Here is a 22,082-nt window from a genome sequence, read left to right on the forward strand (position 1 = left end):
GGTGGTCGAGGGCGCCGGGCGTCACGATCACCGTTTCGCTCCGAGGCGCCGCGAGATCTCGTTCGCCGCCGCGATCACGAGGGGGCCGAACTCCACGGCCTTCTCCGGGGTGACCCGCTCCACCGGCCCGGAGACGCTGATCCCGCTCAAGCTCGCCCCCGACTGGTCGAAGACCGGCGCGGCCACGCAGCGGATGCCCTCCTCGTTCTCGACGTCGTCGATGGCGTAGCCCCGCTCCCTGATCGCGGCGAGCTCCTCGCGCAGCCCGCGGGCCGTGGTGATCGTGTACGGCGTCCTGGCCGGCATCCCGTTCGAGATGACCATCTCCACGGTCTCGTCCGGCGCATGGGCGAGCATCGCCTTGCCCAGGCTGGTGCTGTAGGCGGGCTGCTGGTTCCCGATGCGGGAGACCATCCGGACGGGATGCGGGCTGTCGACCTTGTCCACGTACACGATGCTCGGAAAGTCGGCGATCACCAGGTGGGCGGTCTCGCCGGTCTGCGTGGCGAGCCTCTGCAGCACGTCTTTCATGTTGCGATGCAGGTCCACGCCCGCGAGATAGACCTGGCCGAGCTGCGCGTTGCGCCATCCCAGCCGGTAGTACCCCGAGGAGAGCTGCTCCACGAAGCGTGCCTCGACAAGCGGCTGGAGCAGCCGCAGCAGCGTGCTCTTGTTCATCTCCAGCGCCGTGGAGAGCTCAACGAGGGAGAAGCCGCTCCCCGCGGTGTCGTGGCCGAGCTGCAGCAGGATGGACAGGGCCCGGCGTAACGACGCCGAGTTGTTACGGAGGCCCTGGGCCTGGCCCGGGTCCTTGCTCATCTCCTTGGTCATCGCGGGCATTCCCCTCGCCTCAGCGCACGGCCGCTCAGCACGCCGGTGCGGCGCCCGTGACGAAACACGAAATCACCGTTGACGATCACGTCGTCGATCATGGCGAGGATGGTACTGCCGCGGCGGTAGCCTCCGGGAACGTACTCCAGCCCGGCCGAGAGACCGGCGGGGAAGGTGCCGGCGCCCGTGCCGTCGGTGACACGTCCACTCCGGAGCACGATGTCGAGCACGGCACCGTGCCGGTGTCCGTTGGAACGAGCCAACGGCATACGCGCAACCACGATCCAACACCCTTTCTGCAACGATTTCAGCACCCTGAAGCCTCGGACACGGTGGTTTCCAGAGGAGTTAACAGTTCATTTCGATGCCATCCGCATCCTTGACATGACTATGCCCTACGCATAAGCATGATGCAATGCAAGTTAGAGATTTGCATTGCAAAACACAGGTCGGCGTGCTCTACACCCCCCGCTCGGTCTTCGGACGTCGCCGGAGCGCGGCTAGAGGAACGCTGAACTGACCTGAAAGAAGGTTTAGATGACGAAGCATCATGGCCGCGCATTCGCGCTGCGCGCAGCCGTGGTGGCCTGCACGACGGCCGTGCTCGCGGCGGGTTGTTCCCAGCCCCGAAGCAGCACCGCCGACGCCGGAGTCACCGTGGCGGAAACGACGGCACCCACGACGCTCGACCCCCAGGGCTCGGCCTTCTTCGCCGACCGGTTCGCCTGGCAGCTGGCGTACGAGTGCCTGCTCACCACCACCGCCGACGGCAAGGTGGAGCCCGCGATCGCCTCAGGCTATGAGCAGTCACAGGACGGCCTCACCTACACGTTCAAGCTCAAGCCCGATGTGAAGTTCCACAACGGCGAGACTCTGACCGCCGACGACATCGTCTACACCTTCACCCGCTTGAAGGAGAGCCCCGAGGGCATTGACAAGGCGCTGTTCCCGACGCTTCAGGAAACGGTGGCCGTGAACCCCACGACCGTGGAGTTCCACCTCAAGAGCCCGGACGCCGGCTTCGTCAACAACATGGCCAACCCGCTCGTGTGGGGCTGCGCCGTGATGAACAAGAAGGCCGCCACGTCCAGCAAGGCGGCCGTCAACATGGTCGGCACGGGTCCGTGGAAGCAGGAGTCCTACCGCGCCAACAGCGAGCTCAAGCTCACGCGGTTCGACGGCTACTGGGGCGCCAAGACCAAGTCCGAACGGCTCAACATCCTCTACGTTCCCAATGTGTCGACTCAGGTGAGCAACCTGCAGGCCGACAAGGTCGACCTGGTCTTCCCCGACGTGGCCGGCGCGAAGGCGCTGACGGAGTCCGGCAAGGTCACGGTCGACAAGGCCGCGACGGACTCCACGATCTTCCTCCAGGTCAACAACCTCACCAAGCCGTTCGACGACAAGCGGGTCCGCCAGGCCCTCGCCCTGGCGCTCGACCGCAACAGCCTCGCTCAGCAGGCCTACAGCGGCGCGGCCCGGTCCAGCGTCTACATCCCGCCGGGCACCTCGTGGGCCCCCAAGCCCGCGGACCTGCCCAACTCGACGCAGGACATCGAGAAGGCCAAGCAGCTTCTCCGCGAGGCCGGACACCCCGACGGTTTCTCCACGTCGCTGATGTACATCAGCGGCTACGACCCGGGGACCAACAACCTGGTCGCCGCCATGCAGGACCAGCTCGCCAAGGTCGGCATCAAGGTCGAACTGGAGCCGCTCGAGGGTGCCGCCTGGGGCGACAAGCTGGTGAACGCCAAGTACGCCCTGAGCTGGAACGCGCAGTCGTACTACTCCAACCCGTTCCAGTACGTGCAGCCGGCCGACGGCCGCCAGGGTCCCGTGCCCGACTCCCTGCAGAAGCTGCTCGACGCGGCGCTGAAGGCGGAGAACCAGGAGGCGTACCAGCAGGCCCTGATCGCCATCGAGAAGGAAGAGGCCGAGGAGGTCTACCCGACCCTCACCCTGCTCGCGACGGACATGTTCGTCGCCTACAAGAAGGGGCTGAGCGGAGTGACGGTGCCACCGAGCCAGAGCCGTACATTCCTGAGCCAGGTCGGCCATGGCTGATGCACCGCTTGTGGACCGCTCCCCGAGGGGGGCGGTCCACGCCGCGGCCGCGCCTGGCGCTCCCCTGCTGGTCGTCGACGGCCTGTCCGTGTACTACGGGACATCGGCAACAGCCAAGGCGGCCGTCGAGGACGCCTCGTTCACGATCTCGCGCGGTGACCGGGTAGGACTCGTCGGTGAGTCGGGATCGGGGAAGTCGACCCTCGCGTCCGCGATCCTGCGCATCCTTCCCGCCGCCGCGATCGTCCGGTCCGGGCGGATCGAACTCGACGGCGAGGATCTGCTGTCCCTCAAGCCCGCGGCGCTGCGGTCCATCCGCAGCACGCGCGTCGCCCGGGTCCCCCAGGACCCCCTGGGCAGCCTCAACCCCGTCTTCACGATCGGCCGCCAGCTCTCCGACGTCGTCACCGCGCACCGCAAACTCGGCCGGCGTGAGCGGACCCTCCTCGTCGAGGAGGCACTGCGCCAGGTGGGCATCGGCGACGCCTCCGTCAAGCGGCGCAGCTACCCGCACGAGCTCTCCGGCGGCATGCGCCAGCGTGTCATGATCGCGATGGCGCTGCTGAACCATCCCGACCTGCTCATCGCCGACGAGCCGACGACGGCACTCGACGTGACCGTGCAGGCCCAGGTGGTCGAACTCCTGCGCGAGCGTGTCGCCAACTCCGCGATGACGCTGCTCCTCATCTCCCACGACATCGGCGTGATCTCCGAGCTGTGCACCAAGGTCATGGTCATGTACGGCGGGCGCATCGTGGAACAGGGGGCGGCGGCCGACGTCCTCATCCGGCCCTCGCACCCCTACACCCGGTCACTCCTCGACGCCGCGCGGGGAAAGGTGACCACCTACGTTCCCGACCCCGCCGAGGTGGTGGCATGACAGACGACAGGGCCCGGGTGACCACACCGGCCGAAGAACCCGGCGTCGTCCTCGACGTCCGGGACGCCGTGCGGCACTACGCCCTTCGCCGCAGAAGCCTGAGGGAGCCCCGCCGTTCCGTGCACGCGGTCGACGGTGTCAGCATCCAGCTCCGGTCGGGACGCACCCTGGGGATCGTGGGCGAGTCGGGCTGCGGCAAGTCGACGCTCGGACGGCTGATCACCGGACTGGAGACACCGACGACCGGCAGCGTCAAGGTCGGCGCCGACGGGACTCCCGCCGCCGTCGCCTCCGGCAGCGGAACGGTCCAGGCGGTGTTCCAAGACCCGGCGAGCGCGCTCGATCCTCGGATGAGGGTGCGCGAAAGCATCGGTGAGGCGCTGGGCAGGGTCGGCAAGGACGAACGCGAGAGGCGTGTCGGCGAGGCGCTCGCCGCGGTCGGGCTCACTTCCGAATTCGGCTCCCGCTACCCCCACGAACTCTCGGGGGGCCAGCAGCAGCGCGTGTGCATCGCCCGCGCCATCGTCGACGAGCCCGACCTCATCCTGCTGGACGAGGCGGTGAGCTCACTCGACGCGTCACTGCAGGCGCAGATCCTCGACCTGCTCGAACGGCTGCAGCGGGAGACCGGCACCGCCTACGTCTTCATCTCGCACGACCTGCGCGCCGTACGGCAGGTCAGCCACTCGGTGGCCGTCATGTATCTGGGCCAGGTCGTGGAACAGGCACCGGCCGAGGCGTTCGACCGGGGCCTGCTCCACCCCTACGCCGTCGCCCTGCGTTCCACCGAACCCCAGATCCTCGACGACGAGGCCGACCCCATCGAGCGCATCGTGCTCAGGGGCGAACCGCCGAGCGCCGTCAACCCTCCGGCCGGATGTCGTTTCGCCCCCCGCTGTCCGATCGTCGACGACCACTGCCGACGTATCGCTCCCGATCTCGTCGAGGCGGCGTCCGACCACCTTGTGCGCTGTCACAAACCGGGCGAACTCTCGCTGTCCGGCGTTGCGCGCACCGGTGCGGGCATGCCCGCAGAAGCCTAGGAGAGGCTGTGCTCCTTTATCTTTCAAAGAAGCTGGCGGGAGCCTTCGGCGTCCTGCTCGTCCTCTCCGCGCTGATCTTCTTCGCCGGGCGCGGGCTCGTGCCCGGTAACCCGGCGGCCGTCATCGCAGGCCCCAAGGCGTCTCCCGAGACGATCGCAGCGATCGCGCACGATCTCGGCCTGGACAAACCGATCTACCAGCAGTACCTCGACTGGCTGACCGCGGCCTTCCGCGGCGACCTGGGCACCTCGCCGATCTCCAGTCAGGCCAACACCGACGTGATCGCCCAGCAGGCGCCGATCTCCCTCGAGCTCAGCCTGATGGGACTGCTCATCGCCGTGGTGATCGGCATCCCCATCGGGGTGATGGCGGCCACTCGCGCGGGCAGCGGCACGGACTGGGGAATCCGCGTCCCGTTGCTGATCGTGTTCGCCTTCCCGGGCTTCGTCTCGGGGTCGGCGGCGCTGTATCTGGCGACGCAGTACCTGACGAACCTGTACTCGGCGAGCTACATCCCCTTCTCCGACGACGCCATGGCCAACCTGCAGACGATGCTGCTGCCCGCCCTCGCGGTGGGCATCCCGACCGCTCCCCTGGTCACCCAGATGACGCGGTCCTCGATGATCGAGGTGCTGTCGCAGCCGTTCATCGCCACGGCACGCACCAACGGCATCGCCGAATGGCGGATCACCTACGTGTACGCGCTGCGGGCGGCACTGCCCCCGGTGCTCACGCTGATCGGCTTCATCTTCGGCATGCTCGTCGGCGGCCTGTTCATCGTGGAGGAGATCTTCAGCCTGCCGGGCCTGGGCCGCGGCGTGCTCAGTTCGATCTCGAGCCGGGACTTCTCCCAGGTCACCGCTCAGGCGCTCGTGCTCGCGGGGGCGTTCATCCTCGGTAACCTGCTCGTCGATCTGGCCGTGCCGTTCGTCGACCGACGCATCCTCCGCAAATAGAACCAGGAGCCAGCGTGTCCACCATTGCCGAACGACGGCCTCCTTCCCGCGGTGCCCGCCTGATCCGCCGCTGGCCCGTGCGCGGGATCGTCGCCAACATCGCGCTCTCCCTCATCCTCCTCTACGTCGTGCTCGCGGCCCTGGGGCCGTACATCACGCCCTTCGCCCCCAACCAGGTCGGCGCGGGCCCGAACCTGTCACCGCCGTCGAGCGAGCACTGGTTCGGCACGGACGCCCTCGGACGCGACCAGCTGTCGCGGGTCATCACGGCGGCGCGGCCCGCGCTGCTGTCGGCCGTGTACGCGGTGGGGGTCGCCCTGGTGGTCGGCACCGTGATCGGCATCGTCGCCGGATTCTTCGGCGGTCTGTGGGACAGCGGCCTGTCACGCTTCGTGGATCTGCTCTTCGCCATTCCCGAGTATCTCCTGGCCATCCTCGTCATCGCCGTGATGGGCAGTGGCCTGGTCAACGCCTCGCTCGCGATCGGGATCGTCTGCATCCCCCGGTTCGCGCGCATCGCGAGGGGATCCACTCTTTCGATCATGGAGCGCAGCTTCGTCGACGCCGCCCGGCTGTGCGGACGGGGGCGTGTCTGGATCATGCGACGCCACATTCTCCCGAACATCGCCTCGCCGCTCGTCATCATGACCGCGATCAACCTGTCGACCGCCGAGGCCGCGTACGCGGCCCTGAGCTTCCTCGGGTTCGGCATCCGGCCGCCCGAGGCCGACTACGGGAGCATGATCTCCTCCTCCCAGCAGTACCTGCTGACCGACCCGTGGGTGGTGGCCTTCCCCGCGATCGCATTCGTCGTGCTGGTGCTCGCGTTCAACCTGATCGGCGACGTGATGCGCGACCAGCTGGATCCCCGCAGCCGCACCTCCGCCGGCGCGTGAGCCGCCCCTCCACATCCCCGACCGAGCTACAGGAGACCACAGACATGTCCGACCACGCCATGACCCTGCACAAGCAGATCGCGCCGATCCTCGAACGACGCCGCGTGCCGGGAGTCGCCGTCGGCATCATGCACGGGACGGACACGACGTTCATGGGGGTCGGCGTCACCAACCTCGAGCACGCCCTGCCGGTCGACCGCGACACGATCTTCCAGGTCGGCTCGATCTCGAAGACGCTGCTCGGACTGATCATCGGGCGCCTCGTCGAGCGAGACCAGGTGACGCTGGACACGCCCGTGGCACCGTACTTCCCCACCGGCACCGGCATCGACGAGCGGATCACGCTGCGCCACGTCATCACGCACACCTCCGGCATCGACGCGCAGAACATGATCGCGGACGCTCCGCGCATCCTCCGCGACCATGCCGACGACTCCATCCAGGCGTCCCTGCAGCACTTCGTGCGCCGGCCCCTGCTGTTCGCCCCCGGCACCGACTACTCCTACAGCGGCCCGGGCATCATGGTCGCCGCGGCCGTGGTCGAAAAGGTGACCGGCAGGCGCTACGCGGATGTGCTCCAGGAGGAGGTGCTCGACCCCGCGGGCATGACGACCACCTTCACGACGGCCGACCAGGTCATGACACGGCGGGTCGCCGCCCCGCACGGCCACGACCGGCACGGACGCCCGGTGCTGCTGACCGATCAGGGCTGGCAGCGGCACTGGCAGCTCCCTGGCTGGGACGTGCCCGGCGGCGGCGTGCTCAGCACGGTCCACGACCTGATGAGGTACGCCTCCTACGTCCGGTCGGCCGCGGCTCCTGCGGGCCTGTTCTCCGTTCAGGCCTCCCGCGGCCCGAAGGGCCGTGACATCGGCCTGGCCTGGTGGCTCGAAGACGTCGCGGGCAGGCCCGCGGCGCTGCACGACGGGCTGACGATCGGCTATGCCAGCCGGCTCGTCCTCATCCCCTCCGAGGATCTGGCGTTCGTCATCCTCACGAACTCCCTCGAGGGAGGCGCCGCCGTCAAGGAGATAGAGCGCGTGATCGCTCGAAGCGTGTTCGGCGACGTGCCCCGCCGCACCACCGGCCCGGTCGACGACGCGCTGGGCGCCGCGCTGCTCGGCACCTACGACTGCGGCTTCTACGGCACCGTGACCCTCGCCCCCGGTGAACGGACCGGCGAGCTGAGAATGATCGCCAACCCGGCTCCGGCCGGCTCCGACCAGTTCACGATCGAGCTGCCCTCCGCCGACCGGCTCGTGGGCTGCGGGGAGGACTCGCTGATCGTCGTTGAGCCGAACGGTGAGGAGGGCTCCCGCGTGCCGTTCGTCAGGGAGTCCGACGGAACGGTTTCGGCCCTGCGGGTCGGAGAGCGGATCGCCCATCGGGTCGCCTGACCCCTGACGCGCCGCCTGGCACCCTCGCCTGCCCGGCCGGCACAACCGATCCCTGGCGGTCCAGCCGATCCCTGGCGACCCGGCTGTTCCGGCAGCCGCGACGCCCGGTCCTCACGTTCGGAGGATCGGGCTCGCCGGGCGCGGAGTCGCCCGGACGGGCGTGTCGTCCCCGAGTACGGCCGGGGGCCGTACAGACGGCCGACGGAACCTTCCTGGTCATATGCTCGGGATTAGTAGGTTCCATGAAGTTTTCCCCTCGGTCGTGGCGATCGGCGCAACAGGCGTCCCTTCAAGAGACGGCCGGCCAAAGGGAAGACGACCACGTCGCATACGTCCACTCGCGGGAAGAAGGGCAGCACCATGACAGATGCCCGGAAAGTGCGCGACAGGTACAACGCCGCGTTCAACCTTCACGACTTGGACGCGCTGTTGCGCACCGTCAGCCCGGCCGGGGTGACCGTCAGCCCGGAAGGCCTGTCCCAGGGGCACGAAGAACTCGCCTCATATCTGGAGGAGTTCTGGGAAGCCTTTCCGGACATCCACACGGTGGTCGTGGAGTCGTTCGACGTCGGTGACGTGGCAATTGACGAACTGGTGATGGTCGGCACCCACAAGGGACCGTACATGCTGCCCGACGGGCAGGTGATCGAGGCGACGGGCCGCCCCGTTGCGCTGCGTTGCTGCTATGTCTGCACGATCGAGAACGGGCTCATCGTGAGCCTGCGCCTCTACTTCGATCAGTCGGAGTTACGAGCCCAGCTCGGTTTCCCGTGTCAATGACCTCCCGTCCGGCCCTCGCGCGCTGCCGGCCGGTGAGCACGCCGATCACGGCCACCGCCGCCGTGACGGCAGGGGCGGTGCCCGAGATCACCTGCGACGCTATCCGGGCGGGATGTTGGCGTTGAGCCGGAACAGGTTCCCCGGGTCGTAGCGCCTTTTGATCTCGGTGAGCCGCTGAAGATTCTCCCCGAAGGCCGTGGGAACGAGCTCCGGCGCCTTCGCCGGCTCGTCTCCGTCGAAGTTCAAGTAGGCCCCCCCGGTCGAGAACTCCTCGGCCCGGCCGATGACGTGGCGCACCCAGGCGATGTGGGCCGCCGCGTCGTGGTGGTCGACCCAGTTGCCGTCCACGCTGAGCATGCTGTGCGCGCCGCGATCGCCGAACGCCGTTTCGTACGGACCCACACGACTCACCGCACCGCCGAGCAGCGGCACATGGATCATGCTCTGCGGCGTGGTCCGCGAGAGCCCGCAGCTCACGATCAGCTCCGCCGCCCGACCGGTCAGCTCCTTCATGAAAAGGGACTTCCAGTAGCTGGCCAGCGTGCCCTTGGCGAAGAAGAAGTCGAAGGCCGACTGGAACATCCGGAACGGCATCGGGCCGCTCAGATCGGCGAGCGGGGTGCCGAAGCTCCTGATCGGCTGGAGAACCCTCTCGCCCTCCTCGGGCGGTCCCGCGTAGACGGCGCCGGTGATGAGCACCTGCCGACCGTGGACCTGCGGCGGCAGATGGGGATCCCGCGGGGCCGTCCAGAACATGGCCCTGGTGGTGACCTCGTCGGGCACCGTGTCCGCCCAGTCACACCAGGCGCGGAAGACCTCACCGGGATCGTCGGCGTACATCGGCGCCGCGCACATGACGATCGGCCCGACGGGGTGGGCGGTGAACTCGAAGGAGGTCACCACGCCGAAGTTGCCGCCGCCACCGCGCAGTCCCCAGAACAGATCCTCGTTCTCCGACTCGCTCGCCCGGAGAAGTCGCCCGTCGGCGGTGACGATCTCGACCGCCCGAAGGTTGTCGCAGGACAGCCCGTACTTGCGGTGCAGCCATCCAATCCCGCCGCCCAGCGTGAGCCCCGCGACACCGGTCGTGGACACTATGCCGCCCGGAACCGCAAGGCCGAAGAGCTGGGTCTCACGGTCGACATCCCCCCAGGTCGCGCCGCCCTGGACACGGACCACCCGGGAGTCGGGATCGATCCAGACACCCCGCATCCTGGACAGGTCGATCAGCAGGCCGCGGTCACGAACGCTGTGGCCCGCGACACTGTGTCCGCCACCGCGCACCGCCGTCAGCAGGCCGTACTCGCGGGCCAGGCCGACGGCGTCTATGACGTCCGCGGCGCCCGCACATCTCATGATGAGGGCGGGCCGGCGGTCAATCAGCCCGTTCTGGACCATCCGCGCCTCGTCGTAACCGTCGTCCTCCTGTGTGACCAGAGGACCGTGGAAGGTCATCCGGAGTTCTTCGAGCTTCTTGTCGTCCAGCGTGGTGGTCTCGCCCGAGAGCGTCTCGACCTCGATCGGCATCGGCTCCTCCCTCCTGGTCGGCAAGCGACCCCGACACGGAGACGCCCGCCCCTGGGGCGAGGAACAACCCCTCGCCGAGAGGTGGGCGCACAGCGCGCTTGGAAGCCGCAGGCACGGCGTGCCGCCGCACCGCCGCCCGCGAACCCGTATTCGTGGAAGGGCCCGTGGCGGCGTTTCGAAATGTGCCTCCTCCCGTCAGGCTACGCCTGCCAGGTGAGAGGCCTGCGAGAGGACCGCTGCTTCACCCCGCCCGGCGTGAGCGTCGACATTCCGGAAACAGACCCCCTCTCGGCCTGGCTCACCGCACCTCCGGCGGCTCCCAGAACTCCCCGGAACCATTCCCGCTCAGCCACGGACGAGCTGAAACCGTACGCCGGAATTTACAAGTGACAGCAAAATCTCCATTGCGGGGAAGCACGATCCTCCCCGGTGACCTGCACGTGGGAGCCACGACTCGATTTCCGGAATTCCCGCAAGAAAGGTGCAAGCTATATTAGATCCGGCAAACCCCCCAGCCCAAGGAGATAGTCGTGTATCGGATGAAACGGTTACACTTCCACCAAGCCCGCCTACCCGATTCTCTGACCGTTGTCAAGTCTCATGTCGCCACCATTCTCCACAGGCGATTCCCAGCCATTATGCGGGGGACGCTGGGCCTGGTGTTCCTGTGGTTCGGAGCGCTGAAGGTGGCGAACGTCAGCCCGGTCAGCGACCTGGTCGCGGAAACCCTCGCCTTCGTGCCACTGCCCGCCTCGTTCGTGGTGCCCGCCCTCGGCGTGTTCGAGATCGCCGCCGCCCTGGCACTGATCACCGGCCGGTGGGTGCGCCCGTTCCTGCCCGCGCTCCTGCTCCACCTGATCGGAACGTTCCTGGTCCTGGCGCTCCATCCCAGCGTCGCCTTCAAGGACGGAAACCCCCTCCTGCTCACCATGGAGGGCGAGTTCGTCGTCAAGAATCTCGTGCTGATCGCCGGGACACTGATGGTCGCCGCCACCCTGCCTCCGCGGAGGAAAGCGACTCACCCGGTGGACGCCCCACCGGTTCCCATCGCCCCGCGCTGAGGGGCCTGAGAGTCCGCCGTCTCGGACAACCCGCTTCCACAGGGCGGGCCTGAGCTCGACCCGGCGGCCGGGACCGTCCCCGGCGCCGGCAATCCGGGCCGTCTCACACGCTCTCCCCGGCGATCACATGAACGGCCTGCAGCTTCGGCATCACGATCGTCACGTCGGGATCTCGGCGGCACGCGCCGCAACCTCTCCCTCGGCGAAGACCGCGACAGCGTCCAGCACACGGGCGAGCCGGTCCTCCTGAACCCTCGACATAGATCATCGTTCCTTCGCACTCTTGGCGCTGCGGAGTAAGTTTTATCGAACGTTCGATAGGCGATCGGATTAGCCGGGCATATCAAGGGTTCGGCCTCCTCTCACCTGGGAAGCGAGTACTCTCCGCCTATAGAACGATCGATTGAAAAGTTACGATTGGGGGGTCCAGGTGGCCAACCGCCACGATGCGAAGAACACCGAGGAATTCATCTACCGGGCGGCCGTCGAGCTGATGGCGGCACGTGGATACCACGGCACCACGCTGCGCGACGTGGCACGGGCGGTCGGCCTTCAGATGTCCTCGATCTACTACTACTTCCCGAGCAAACAGGAACTGCTCCTGGCGATCATGCGCCGGACGATGCGCGACCTTCGAGCCTTCGTCGAGCCGCCGATCAGCGCCGAGGGCTCCTTTCGCGCGCGGCTCACGGCGGGCATCCGGGCGCACGTCCTGTTCCACGCCGACCGCCGTCTCGAGACCCTCGTCACGGACTCGGAGATCCGCGCGCTCGAAGGCGAGAACCGCGACGAGATCATCGCACTGCGCGACGCCTACAGCGGCCTCTTCTTGGAGGTGCTCGAGGCGGGGCGGCGAGCGGGGGACTTCACCTTCAGTGACGCCCACGTCGCCACGAACGCGCTGATGACGATGTGCGCAGGCGTGGCCGTCTGGTACCAGCCGGAGGGACGACTGAGCCTGCCGCAGATCGCCGAGGAGTTTACCCGGCTGTACATCCGCGGCGTCGCGGCCTCCCCCGCACAGCCGGAGTGACATCCCCTCCCCCGTTGTCCATCGATCGTTCCACGCCGTCGCGAGCGGAGTCGTGAGTGTCCGGGCGTCCAGGCGTCCAGGGCCGGACGCTCACGTCCCCGCCTGGGGCGGGCCTCCTGCGAAGGTGGGCCTCTCTGAGAAGGCGCACGGACCGGGTGGGACCGTCCACCTTCTCCGAGGGCCCGGAGCGGGTGGTCTCAGGCGAGGTTGAGCGAATGCCGGGGACTGTCCGGTGTCGTCACGGCGGTCGCGGGGACCAGGAAGAGGGAAACACTGCGGAGTTTCTCGCAGGTCTCCTCGAGTTCGCGCTCTGGGGTCGACTGCTCGACCACGCCCGCGCCCGCGCGCAGCCAGGTGCGGCCGTCTCGGCGGAAGACGGTGCGCAGGACGAGGGCCGCGTCGATGGTGCCGTCGGCGTCGGCGGTCAGGACGGCGCCGCTGTACAGGCCCCGCGCCTCGTTCTCCGTGCGGCGGATCAGGTCGCAGGCGGGAGCCTTGGGGATGCCGGAGGCGGTCACCGCGGGGAACAGGGCGGCCAACCCGTGCCAGCCCGTACGGCCGGGCTCCAGACGTCCGGAAACCTGGGAGGCCAGGTGCTGGACGCTGCCGCGTTCCTTGATTGACATGAAGTCGTCGACCTGGACGCTGTCGGGCGCGCAGACGTGCGCCAGTTCCTCGGCGGCCAGCCGTACGGAGATGGCGTGCTCGTAGACCTCCTTGGCGTCGCGGTAGAGCTCCTGGCGGCGGGCGTGGTCCAGGTCGTAGCGGCCGTCCAGGGCACGGGTGCCGGCCAGCGGCTGGGTCAGCACGAGCCCGTCGGCGTCGACTCTGGCGACGATCTCGGGGCTGAATCCGGCGGCCTCCCAGCCGCCCAGGCGTAGCAGGAAGGAGCGGGCAGGCTGGTTGCCGCGGCGACCGGCGAGGTAGGTGGCGGGCAGGTCGATCTCGTCGGGCACCGGCACGACCCGCGACAGGATGACCTTGTCGAGCCTGCGCCATCCGATCTCGGCCACAGCGGTGGCGACGGCCCGCTGGTAGGCCAGGGCACCGTGGACGCTCACGTCCAGCGCCACCCGGTCGTGGCGGACCTGCTCGGCCCCCTGGGCGAGCAGGCGTTCCATCAGGTCCAGGTCGGCCGGGTCCAGGGCGCGCAGGAGAGCCTTGCCGGGGCGCAGCCTGATCTCGCGGGCCGGAATGAACAACTGGGCCAGGGGCTGATCCCCGGCGGGGCCGGTGGCCAGGTCGTGCAGGTGGTAGGCGAGCTCGAAGGCCGCCCAACCGTACGCGCGCCAGCCACGTACCGGAATCCGCCTCAGAGCCTCGGCCAGCGACTCCAGTGGGGGTCCGGCGGTCGTCGAGGCGGGGACCGTTCGTTGACCACTGGTGGTGGTGCCCGCCACTCCGACGCTGAGCGTGAAGTGATCGCCGTCGGCCCAGGCCACCTCTCCGCGGCCCTCGTACACCAGATGAGCGCCAGGGGAGTTTCGGGCCAGACGGGTGGCGGTGGCGATGGGGTCGGCGGCGAAGGCGAGCTCTCGCTCCTGGTAGACGAGCTCGGGCATCTTCTTCCTCTCGTAGTCATCAACCTTGCAGATTAGGTTAGGCAATCCTAATATAAATTAGGTTTACCTAAACTATAAGAAGGGGTCGCAATGCAGGGCACGACCTGGAAGGCCGAAACGTACGTCACGGAGAATTCCGGTCAGTACCAATCGGCGATGGAGGCGCTCGCGCTGGCGGCCGCCCATCTGCACGCCGGTGGACGGTTCGCCGACGTGGGATGCGGCGCCGGTGAGATCGCCGCCGCGATGGCCGAGCGCGAGTTCGAGGTCACTGCGAACGACGCGTCGCCGTCCATGGTCACGGCCACCAAGGCGCGCTGCGCCGGGTTGAAGGTGAGCGCCGAGGTCCAGGACGCGCACCGGCTCGACCTGCCACGGGAACACTTCGACGTGGTGCACTCCTCGTGGATGCTGCACTGGCTGACCGATCCCGAGCACGCCGTCCGGACCATGGCCCGCGCGCTGCGGCCGGGCGGCCAGCTCATCCTGCAGTGGAGCTTCGGTCAGCCCGCCGACGACGGCTTCCCGATGCGGGAGATCCTGGAAGGCGTGATCGCGCGCCCGGCCTGGCGTGAGCGGCTGGCGGCGACGCCGCTGGCCATGTTCCACCACCCCGCCGAGGTCGTGTGCGCGCTGCTGCGCGCCGAGGGGCTGGATGTCGAGCTGGTCCAGCCGGACGTGGACGTGCCGGGCCCCAAGGACCCTCAGTCGCTGCGCAGGGTGACCCGGACGACCGCGTTCTCGGCGCAGGCCGACGTGCTGGGTGAGGACGCGGACGCGTTCATCGACGAGGCGCTGCTGGCGCTGTTCGAGGCCGGGCAGCTGAACGTGCACAACACCCGGGTGATCGCCCGCCGCCCGGGCGGCACGCCCGTGCCCGCCGCGCGCACGCGCGCCTTCCCTCTGTCGGTCGGGCTGCTGCGGGTCGATCGGGTGGAGGATCTGACGCCGCTGATGCGGCGCTTCGTCTTCACCGTGGAGAACCAGGACGGACTGCCGGTCGAGGAGCCGGGCGAGATCATCACCCTGATCTGGCCCGCACCGGACGCCTCGGAGGTGATCCTCCCCGAGATCGGCCGGTGGCGCTTCCCCGCGCACGCCGGTCGGCAGGTGACCCGCAACTACACCGTACGCGCCTATGACCCGGACCGGCGCCTGGTCACGATCGACTTCTTCCTGCACAGCGACCACGGTCCGGCCTCCCGCTGGGCCTCCGGCGCCGTTCCCGGTGACCAGGTCGGGTACGGCGGCACGCGGGTGCACTGGGTGAGCGACCCCTCCGCCGAATGGACGTTGCTGGCCGGTGACGAGACCGCGCTGCCCGCCCTCGACGCGATCACCGAGACCAGGCCCGCCGGGCATCCGGTGTTCGCCGTGGTCGAGGTCCGGGACGCGGCCGAGCGGCCCGCCCTGGCCGCTCCCGGAGCCCTGATCACCTGGCTGTACCGAGGCGATCGCCCTCCCGGTTCCTCCGGCGCGATCGAGGCCGCGGTCCGCTCGCTGGACCTGCCCGCGGGCCGTGGGCAGATCTGGGCGGCGGGAGAGTCCCTGAGCATCCAGTCGTTGCGCCGTCACCTGCTGGAGGAACGCGGTCTTGGGCGTGACCAGGTCAGCGCTCTGGGCTACTGGAACCATCCACGTTCGGCCGCCGGACGGGACTGACCGGGGTGCGCCCGCCCGCCCGCCTCCCTGCAGGCGGGCGGGCGCGCCGGACATCCCGGCGGGCATCGCAGCGGACATCGCGGCGGACATCCCGGCGGACATCGCGGCGGGCATCTCAGGGGACACGACGCCCCCAGCGGAGCAGGGTCGCCAGATAGAGGCCGCCGATCGCGGCGGTGACCACCCCGACGGGGAGACGGCCGCCGGGAAACAGCCACTGGGCGAGGGTGTCGGCGGCCAGGAGCAGCGTCGCCCCGCACAACGCCGGTGACCACAGCGCGGTGGGTCCTCCCCCGCTCATCCTGGCCGCGAGTTGTGGCGCGGCCAGCGCGACGAAAGGAATGGGCCCGGCTGCGGCGACCGCTCCCGCGGTCAGCCCGACACCGGCGAGCATCGCCAGCAGGCGCGTCAGGTCGGGCCGGACCCCCAGCGCGCGGGCGCTGTCCTCCCCCAGTTCCAGTGCCCGCAGCCGGGACAGCAGCGGGACCAGCGCGGGAAGCAGGACAACGGTCAGCGCGGCGACCGGCAGGACCTGCTCCCAGGTCCTGCCGTTCAGCGAGCCGGTCAGCCACTCGGCGGCGGCGCGCAGGTCGGTCTGCTCGGCCCTGGACAGCAGGTAGGAGGTGACCGCGGTCAGCATCGCGGCCAGGCCGATGCCGACGATCACCATGCGCTGCCCGTGCAGCCCGGACCGGTAGGCCAGCAGGAACACCGCGGCACCGGTGACCAGGCCGCCTCCCACGGCGCCGCCCGCAACCGCCGCGGCCCCCGCGTCGAACACCAGGATCTGCAGGACGGCTCCCGTTGAGGCTCCCGCGGTGAAGCCGATCACATCAGGGCTGGCCAGCGGGTTGCGGCCGATGCTCTGGAACACCATCCCGGCCGCGCCGAGGGCCAGCCCCGCCAGCACGGCCACCAGCACCCGCGGCAGCCGTACCGACCAGACCAGGTGGCCGGTCGCCTGGTCACCGGCGCCGATGAGGGCGGCCCAGACCTCGGCAGGGCTCAACGCCATGCCGCCGACCAGGACGCCGATCACGGCCAGCACCGCCACCGTGGCCGTCAGGAGCACGCTCGTCGCCAGCGCCCGCGGCCGGGCCCGCGCAGACACGCCGCCCGGTAGTCTCACCGCCCGGCCGGGCAGACGCAGTTCGGGAGCCGACGAGGTCATGCGGCCACCGCCCGGGGTCTGCGGGCCACCGCGATCAGGACGGGCGCGCCGAGGAAGGCGCACACGACCGCGACCTGGATCTCGGCGGGCCGATCCACCAGCCGGCCCACGACGTCGGCTGCCAGCAGCAACGTCGGGGCCAGCAGCGCCGACGCGGGCAGCACCCACCGCTGGTCGGGGCCGAACAGGGCGCGCGCCAGATGCGGTACGGCCAGCCCGACGAAGGCGATCGGCCCCGCGGCCGCGGTCGCGGCACCGCACAGGACGGTCACCGCGACGACGGTGGCGAGCCTGGCCCTGGCCGGGCTGACGCCGAGCGCGGTCCCCGTCCCCTCGCCGAGCGCGATCACGTTGAGGGCGCGGCCGAGCGGGAGCGCCAGCGCGAGCCCGGCCAGGATCGGCCATGCGACGGCCGAAACCACGCCGGACTCCCGCCCCGCCAGCGCGCCGACGGCCCAGAAGCGGAATCGGTCCAGCGTGATCGGATCCAGCAGGATCGCCCCCTGCACCAGGGCCAGCAGGGCGGCCGAGACCGCCGCCCCGGCCAGCACCATCCGGATCGGGGTGGGGCCGCCGCGGGCGGCGCCCCCGATCACGTACACCGCGACGGCGGCCAGGGCGGCTCCGGCGAAGGCGAACCAGAGCTGGCCGCCCGCGGTATCCACCCCGAGGGTGAGGAAGGCGATCACCATCGCCAGCGCGGCCCCGGCGTTGACGCCGAGCAGGCCGGGGTCGGCGAGCGGGTTGCGGGTGAGGGCCTGCATCAGCGCCCCGGCCGTCCCGAGGGCCGCCCCGGCCAGGACGCCGAGCAGCGTGCGCGGCAGCCGCAGATCGTGCACGACGGCCGCGGCGTCCGAGCCGTCGGGATGCAGCAGCAGCGCCCACACCTCGCCGAAGGGGATGAAGCGGGCGCCTACGCTGATGCTCAGCGAGGCGGCCAGCAGCAGCGCCCCTGCGGCGCACAGCAGAATCAGCGGGCGGGCACGGCCGTTCACGCCGGTGGCCACGGCAGGGCACGGATGCGCTGGGCGCTGAGGAAGCGCACCACGTGCGCGACCACCTCGGCCTCCTTCTCGATCAGATAGAAGTGGCCGCCGGGGAAGACCGACAGGCCGGTGAAGCGGCGGGTGATCTCGCGCCAGCGGTCCGCGTCGCCTTCGAAGACCTCCCGGTCGCCGTCGCCGAAGAGCACGGTCACCGGGGTGTCCAGCACCGGCTTGAGGTTGGGCAGGTAGGTCCCGACCAGCGTGAAGTCGGTCCGGAAGGCGGGAAGGACCAGGTCGCGGAAGTCGGGGTCGGCCAGCATCTCCGGTGGGGTGCCGCCCAGTTCGTGCAGATGCTCGATGATCTGCTCGTCGTTGAATCCGGCCACGCCGGACGGCAGGTCGCGCTGACGGCGCGGGCTCTGGCGGCCCGACAGGGCCAGTCCCAGGGGACCCCTGCCCCGCTTCTCCAGCCGCCGGGTCACCTCGAAGGCGACGGAGGCGCCCATGCTGTGGCCGAACAGGACGGTCGGTACGTCCATGTGCGGGGCCAGGACCTGAGCCACGGCGTCGGCCAGGGCGGCCATGTCCTCGATCGGCGCCTCCTCGAACCGGCGCTCCCTGCCGGGGTAGGCCAGGCCGAGGACCTCCAGGTCGGCGGGCACACGCGTGCTCCAGCCCCGGAAGAAGTTGGCCGAGGCCCCGGCGGGGCCGAAGCAGACGATCCGCCCCGTCGGATTCGGATGGGCCTGCCAGCTGCGGATCCACGTCGCGTCCAGGTCAGCCACGGCTCGCCTCCGCTTCCCCCGCGCCCAGGGCGCCATCGAGCTCGCTGTCGAGCTCGTCGTCGGTCATGGCCTCGATCTCCAGGTAGAGCTCGGCGACCTGGGCGGTGCGGTCGTCGCCGATTCGAGCGGCCAGCCTCGCCACCGTCGGATGCCGCAGGATGTCGTGGACCGAGACCGCGTCGGTGTCCAGCGCGTCCCGTAGCCTGCCGACGATCACGGTGGCCAGCACCGAGTCGCCGCCGAGCAGGAAGTAGTCGTCGTCCGCGTCCACCTTCTCCCGTTCGAACGCCCTGGCCCAGACGAGAGCGATCACCTGCTCAAGCGCGGTGACCGGCTCGGCCCGTCCCGGCGTCTGCGCCCGGGCGGTGACCAGCGCGGTCAGCGCGCGGCGGTCGACCTTGCCGTTGCCGGTCAGCGGCAGGGCGTCGACGACCGCCACCCGGTCCGGGATCATGTGCGCGGGCAGCCGCTCGGCCGCGTGCGCCGTGATCTCCTCCTCGGTGAGGCCCTCGGCCGCGACCACGACGGCGTGCAGCCGCGGCGCGCCGGTCCTGACGACCAGGGCGGTTGCCTGACGCACGGCGGGGTGGGAGGTCAGGGCGGCCTCGACCTCGCCGAGCTCGATCCGGAAACCGCGGATCTTCACCTGGTGGTCGGCACGGCCGAGGAACTCGATCGTGCCGTCCCGCCAGTACCTGGCCCGGTCACCGGTGCGGTACCAGCGCACGCCGTCCAGCAGGACGAACCGGTCGGCGGTGCGCTCGGGGTCGCCGCGGTAACCGTCCGCGACGCCCGCGCCGCCGATCCACAGCTCGCCGGGCACCCAGTCGGGGCAGTCGCGGCCCTGGGCGTCGACCACCCGGCAGCGCGCGTTCCGCAGCGGCGTGCCGTACGGAACACTGGTCCAGTCGGCGGGGGTACGGCCCGCGACGACCTCCTGGAAGGTGGAGTGGATCGCCGTCTCGGTGGTGCCGCCAAGACCGGCGAAGCGGCAGCCGGGGACCTGGGCGGCCAGCCTGGCCGGCAGGTCGACGCCGACCCAGTCACCGCCGAGCAGGACCGCGCGCAGGCTCGGGCCGAGCGGGTCGCGTTCTGCGGCCGTCAGCAGCATGTCGAGCAGGCTCGGCACGCAGTTGAGCACGCTCACCTGGTGCGTGCGTACCTCCCGCACCCAGGACTCGGCGTCACGGCGTGCCTCCTCCTCGATGGTGACCACGGCGCCTCCGGTCGACAGCGGCGCGAAGATGTCGAAGACCGACAGGTCGAAGTCGAGCGCCGACAGCGCCAGCGTCCGGTCGGCCGGGCCGAGGGCGAACCTGTCGGCGAGGTCGGCGACGGTGTTGGCGGCGGCGAGGTGGGAGACCTCAACGCCCTTCGGCTCGCCGGTCGACCCCGAGGTGAACAGCACGTAGGCGACCGCCTCCGGCGCGGTCGCGGCCGGTTCGGCCAGCGGCTCCGGCCAGCTCACCGCGTCCCGGTAGGGCAGGCCCTGACCGAGCACCACACCGGCCCCTGCCAGGGTGGTGATCCGTTCGGCCCTGGCCCGCGGCTGTTCGACGCCGATCGGCACGTAGTGGCCTCCCGCGGCGAGCACGCCGAGGACGGCCACCACCTGTTCTGGGCCCTTGGGCAGGCGAATCGCGACCGGGTCTCCGTCGCGCACGCCGTGCGCGCGCAGCGCCCCCGCGACCCGCAGAGCCTGTCCCGCCAGTTCGCCGTAGGTGACCAGGCCTCCGGGGCCGAGCAGGGCGGGCGCCTGCGGGGTACGGGCGGCCTGCTCGAAAAAGAGCCGGTGCAACGGGAGGGTGGGCAGGGGGCCGTCGGTTTCGTTGGCCTCGGCCCGGACCTTCAGCGTGGCGGCGGGCAGCAGCGGCCCGACGGGCTCGTCCCAGGCCTCGGGGTCGCCGGCCCTGGCCAGCAGTGCGCGGAAGGCGGCGAACATGTCCTCGGGCAGGCCGTCGGGGAACGCCCCCGCGCGTACGTCCCAGTTGGCGAGCAGCCCGCCGTGGAATTCGGTGATCTGCGCGTCGAGCAGCACCTGCGGCCCCTGGGAGACGATCCACACCGGCTCGCCCAGGCAGGACTCGACCTCGGGGCCGAACAGCTCGCCCAGATCCAGGGCGCTGGTGAACACCACGGGGGCCAGCACCGGCGCGCCCTGCTCACGGGCCAGGTCGCGCAGGACGTCCAGGCCCGCGTAGGAGGAGTGCGCCGCGGCCTCGTGCATGCGTTCCTGGATCTGGGCGGCGCGCTGCGCGAAGGTACGCCGCTCGGTCAGGTCCACCTCCAGCATGATCGAGCTGGTGAAGTCGCCGACCAGATTGTCCACATCCGGGTGCAGCGGGCGACGGTCGAACAGCGGCACGTTGAGCAGGAACCGGGGCTCGCCGCTCCAGGCCCCGACGACCTCGGCGAACACGGTCGCCACGGCGACGGCGGGGGTGAGACCGCGGGCGCGCGCAGAGGTGGTGAGCCGGTCGCGTTCGGCCGGGGAGAGCCAGTGGTACAGGCGGGTGACCCGGTCGGGCTCCTCGGGGTCGGTGCGCAGGGGCAGTGCGGGAGCGCCGGGCAGGCTCGGCACCCGCTCGCGCCACCAGGCGACGTCGCGCTCGGCCGGACGCTGACCGGCGCGGACCGCCTGGTAGCCGGCGAAGGTGCAGCCGATCTCGGGAAGCCGTGCGGCCGGGTCCCGGTACAGGGCGACCAGGTCGGACAGCAGCACCCGGTAGCTGCGGGCGTCGGCGGCCAGCATGTCGACATCCACGTGCACCCGGGTGCCACCGCCGGGCAGCAGGGTGACCCTGATGTCGAACATGCGGCCCGCGGCCACGTCGAGGAGCTGGTGGGAGAGCCGGTCGCGCAGCTCGGCCAGGCGATGCTCGGCCTCCTGTGGCGTGGCCGCGCGCAGGTCCAGAACCTCGAGCTCCTCGCCTCCGGTCCACGCCTCGACCACCTGCCGTCCGTCGTCGGTGACGCGGGCGCGCAGCATCGGATGCCGGGCGGCCAGCGCGGCGACCGCGGCGCCGAGCCTGGCCGGGTCGACGCCGTGGCCGTCGAACTCGGTGTAGAGGTGGGCGGCGACCGAGCCGAGCTCGGCCGATCCGCCCCGGCCGACCCAGTAGGCGTGCTGCATCGAGGCCAGCGGGAACGGGCCGCTCACGTCCACGAGTGCCGGAGCCGGTTCGGCTTCGAGTACGGGCTCGGGCGAGGGGGCGATCAGGCGCGCCCATTCGGCCAGGGTGGGGGTGCGAGCCAGGTCGCCGAAACCGACGGCGGCGCCGGCCCGGCGGCAACGGTCGGCGATCCGCATGAACCGGATCGAGTCCAGGCCCAGGGCGATCAGATCGTCGTGGTCGCCCGGCGGGGTGGTCCCCGGACCGAGCTGCTCGGTGGCCATCTGCCGGAGGTCGTCGATCGTCAGCATGAAGTGAGGCTGTCCTTTGCTTCC

Annotated in this window: 18 protein-coding genes; 10 read left to right on the forward strand and 8 right to left on the reverse strand. The window is 70.2% G+C overall.

Going from position 1 to position 22,082, the window contains the following annotated elements; translation table 11 throughout:
- Nucleotides 1-27: 27 nt before the first annotated feature.
- Both AB0395_RS06900 and AB0395_RS06905 read right to left on the reverse strand, forming a co-directional pair.
- Nucleotides 28-831, reverse strand: a complete 804-nt coding sequence (locus tag AB0395_RS06900; RefSeq protein ID WP_366277781.1) for an IclR family transcriptional regulator — start codon at nt 829-831, stop codon at nt 28-30.
- The gene (locus AB0395_RS06905; protein ID WP_366277782.1) at nt 828-1,061 is read right to left on the reverse strand and encodes a hypothetical protein; all 234 of its coding nucleotides are present in this window, start codon (nt 1,059-1,061) and stop codon (nt 828-830) included. The genes AB0395_RS06900 and AB0395_RS06905 overlap by 4 nt, the downstream gene beginning before the upstream one ends.
- A 307-nt stretch (nt 1,062-1,368) precedes the next feature.
- On the opposite strand from AB0395_RS06905, the gene AB0395_RS06910 reads away from it, so the two are divergent.
- From AB0395_RS06910 to AB0395_RS06940, 7 genes are all read left to right on the forward strand, one after another.
- On the forward strand, nt 1,369-2,895 hold the full coding sequence (locus AB0395_RS06910; RefSeq protein WP_366277784.1) for an ABC transporter substrate-binding protein: 1,527 nt from the start codon (nt 1,369-1,371) through the stop codon (nt 2,893-2,895).
- Nucleotides 2,888-3,775: an ABC transporter ATP-binding protein gene (locus tag AB0395_RS06915; protein WP_366277785.1), complete on the forward strand. Its 888-nt coding sequence runs from the start codon at nt 2,888-2,890 to the stop codon at nt 3,773-3,775. Before AB0395_RS06910 ends, AB0395_RS06915 begins: the two co-directional genes overlap by 8 nt.
- A complete protein-coding gene (locus AB0395_RS06920; protein ID WP_366277787.1) occupies nt 3,772-4,818 on the forward strand; it encodes an ABC transporter ATP-binding protein in 1,047 nt (348 codons plus the stop codon). The genes AB0395_RS06915 and AB0395_RS06920 overlap by 4 nt, the downstream gene beginning before the upstream one ends.
- An 8-nt stretch (nt 4,819-4,826) precedes the next feature.
- On the forward strand, nt 4,827-5,774 hold the full coding sequence (locus AB0395_RS06925) for an ABC transporter permease (RefSeq protein WP_366277789.1): 948 nt from the start codon (nt 4,827-4,829) through the stop codon (nt 5,772-5,774).
- A 14-nt stretch (nt 5,775-5,788) separates the two neighbouring features.
- Nucleotides 5,789-6,670 (forward strand): ABC transporter permease, encoded by an 882-nt coding sequence (locus AB0395_RS06930; RefSeq protein ID WP_366277791.1) that lies wholly within the window; start codon nt 5,789-5,791, stop codon nt 6,668-6,670.
- Between the two features lie 44 nt (nt 6,671-6,714).
- Nucleotides 6,715-8,067: a serine hydrolase domain-containing protein gene (locus AB0395_RS06935; RefSeq protein WP_366277792.1), complete on the forward strand. Its 1,353-nt coding sequence runs from the start codon at nt 6,715-6,717 to the stop codon at nt 8,065-8,067.
- 360 nt (nt 8,068-8,427) lie between these two features.
- A complete protein-coding gene (locus AB0395_RS06940) occupies nt 8,428-8,847 on the forward strand; it encodes an ester cyclase (RefSeq protein ID WP_366277793.1) in 420 nt (139 codons plus the stop codon).
- 99 nt (nt 8,848-8,946) lie between these two features.
- Here AB0395_RS06940 and AB0395_RS06945 read toward each other — a convergent pair whose 3' ends face one another.
- Nucleotides 8,947-10,374 carry an FAD-binding oxidoreductase gene (locus AB0395_RS06945; RefSeq protein ID WP_366277794.1) on the reverse strand — a complete coding sequence of 476 codons (1,428 nt, stop codon included), beginning with the start codon at nt 10,372-10,374 and terminating at the stop codon, nt 8,947-8,949.
- A gap of 638 nt (nt 10,375-11,012) precedes the next feature.
- Here AB0395_RS06945 and AB0395_RS06950 point away from each other — a divergent pair.
- Together AB0395_RS06950 and AB0395_RS06955 are read left to right on the forward strand one after the other, a co-directional pair.
- Complete coding sequence (locus tag AB0395_RS06950; RefSeq protein WP_366277795.1) at nt 11,013-11,435, forward strand: hypothetical protein; 423 nt, start codon at nt 11,013-11,015, stop codon at nt 11,433-11,435.
- Nucleotides 11,436-11,838: 403 nt separating this feature from the next.
- On the forward strand, nt 11,839-12,468 hold the full coding sequence (locus tag AB0395_RS06955) for a TetR/AcrR family transcriptional regulator (protein ID WP_366277797.1): 630 nt from the start codon (nt 11,839-11,841) through the stop codon (nt 12,466-12,468).
- A 197-nt stretch (nt 12,469-12,665) separates the two neighbouring features.
- Here the strand turns inward: AB0395_RS06955 and AB0395_RS06960 are convergent, their stop codons facing one another.
- Nucleotides 12,666-14,030 (reverse strand): salicylate synthase, encoded by a 1,365-nt coding sequence (locus AB0395_RS06960; protein ID WP_366277799.1) that lies wholly within the window; start codon nt 14,028-14,030, stop codon nt 12,666-12,668.
- Between the two features lie 90 nt (nt 14,031-14,120).
- On the opposite strand from AB0395_RS06960, the gene AB0395_RS06965 reads away from it, so the two are divergent.
- On the forward strand, nt 14,121-15,692 hold the full coding sequence (locus tag AB0395_RS06965; RefSeq protein WP_366277801.1) for an SIP domain-containing protein: 1,572 nt from the start codon (nt 14,121-14,123) through the stop codon (nt 15,690-15,692).
- Between the two features lie 115 nt (nt 15,693-15,807).
- On the opposite strand, the gene AB0395_RS06970 is transcribed toward AB0395_RS06965, so the two are convergent.
- The 4 genes from AB0395_RS06970 to AB0395_RS06985 are packed head-to-tail and all read right to left on the reverse strand — an operon-like array spanning nt 15,808 to nt 22,058.
- Complete coding sequence (locus AB0395_RS06970) at nt 15,808-16,863, reverse strand: iron chelate uptake ABC transporter family permease subunit (RefSeq protein ID WP_366277803.1); 1,056 nt, start codon at nt 16,861-16,863, stop codon at nt 15,808-15,810.
- A complete protein-coding gene (locus AB0395_RS06975) occupies nt 16,860-17,870 on the reverse strand; it encodes an iron chelate uptake ABC transporter family permease subunit (RefSeq protein WP_366277805.1) in 1,011 nt (336 codons plus the stop codon). The genes AB0395_RS06970 and AB0395_RS06975 overlap by 4 nt, the downstream gene beginning before the upstream one ends.
- The gene (locus tag AB0395_RS06980) at nt 17,855-18,634 is read right to left on the reverse strand and encodes an alpha/beta fold hydrolase (protein ID WP_366277806.1); all 780 of its coding nucleotides are present in this window, start codon (nt 18,632-18,634) and stop codon (nt 17,855-17,857) included. Before AB0395_RS06980 ends, AB0395_RS06975 begins: the two co-directional genes overlap by 16 nt.
- Nucleotides 18,627-22,058, reverse strand: a complete 3,432-nt coding sequence (locus tag AB0395_RS06985) for an amino acid adenylation domain-containing protein (protein ID WP_366277808.1) — start codon at nt 22,056-22,058, stop codon at nt 18,627-18,629. Before AB0395_RS06985 ends, AB0395_RS06980 begins: the two co-directional genes overlap by 8 nt.
- Between the last annotated feature and the right edge of the window lie 24 nt (nt 22,059-22,082).

Source organism: Streptosporangium sp. NPDC051023, assembly GCF_040689595.1.
Taxonomy (GTDB): domain Bacteria; phylum Actinomycetota; class Actinomycetes; order Streptosporangiales; family Streptosporangiaceae; genus Streptosporangium.

What these genes read in the sequence shown, in the direction of transcription:
- AB0395_RS06985 (WP_366277808.1), bottom strand. Translation starts at nt 22,058, where the DNA reads ATGCTGACGATCGACGACCTCCGGCAGATGGCCACCGAGCAGCTCGGT.
- AB0395_RS06940 (WP_366277793.1), top strand. Translation starts at nt 8,428, where the DNA reads ATGACAGATGCCCGGAAAGTGCGCGACAGGTACAACGCCGCGTTCAAC.
- AB0395_RS06915 (WP_366277785.1), top strand. Translation starts at nt 2,888, where the DNA reads ATGGCTGATGCACCGCTTGTGGACCGCTCCCCGAGGGGGGCGGTCCAC.
- AB0395_RS06900 (WP_366277781.1), bottom strand. Translation starts at nt 831, where the DNA reads ATGACCAAGGAGATGAGCAAGGACCCGGGCCAGGCCCAGGGCCTCCGT.
- AB0395_RS06960 (WP_366277799.1), bottom strand. Translation starts at nt 14,030, where the DNA reads ATGCCCGAGCTCGTCTACCAGGAGCGAGAGCTCGCCTTCGCCGCCGAC.
- AB0395_RS06935 (WP_366277792.1), top strand. Translation starts at nt 6,715, where the DNA reads ATGTCCGACCACGCCATGACCCTGCACAAGCAGATCGCGCCGATCCTC.
- AB0395_RS06965 (WP_366277801.1), top strand. Translation starts at nt 14,121, where the DNA reads ATGCAGGGCACGACCTGGAAGGCCGAAACGTACGTCACGGAGAATTCC.
- AB0395_RS06910 (WP_366277784.1), top strand. Translation starts at nt 1,369, where the DNA reads ATGACGAAGCATCATGGCCGCGCATTCGCGCTGCGCGCAGCCGTGGTG.
- AB0395_RS06920 (WP_366277787.1), top strand. Translation starts at nt 3,772, where the DNA reads ATGACAGACGACAGGGCCCGGGTGACCACACCGGCCGAAGAACCCGGC.
- AB0395_RS06970 (WP_366277803.1), bottom strand. Translation starts at nt 16,863, where the DNA reads ATGACCTCGTCGGCTCCCGAACTGCGTCTGCCCGGCCGGGCGGTGAGA.
- AB0395_RS06950 (WP_366277795.1), top strand. Translation starts at nt 11,013, where the DNA reads ATGCGGGGGACGCTGGGCCTGGTGTTCCTGTGGTTCGGAGCGCTGAAG.
- AB0395_RS06945 (WP_366277794.1), bottom strand. Translation starts at nt 10,374, where the DNA reads ATGCCGATCGAGGTCGAGACGCTCTCGGGCGAGACCACCACGCTGGAC.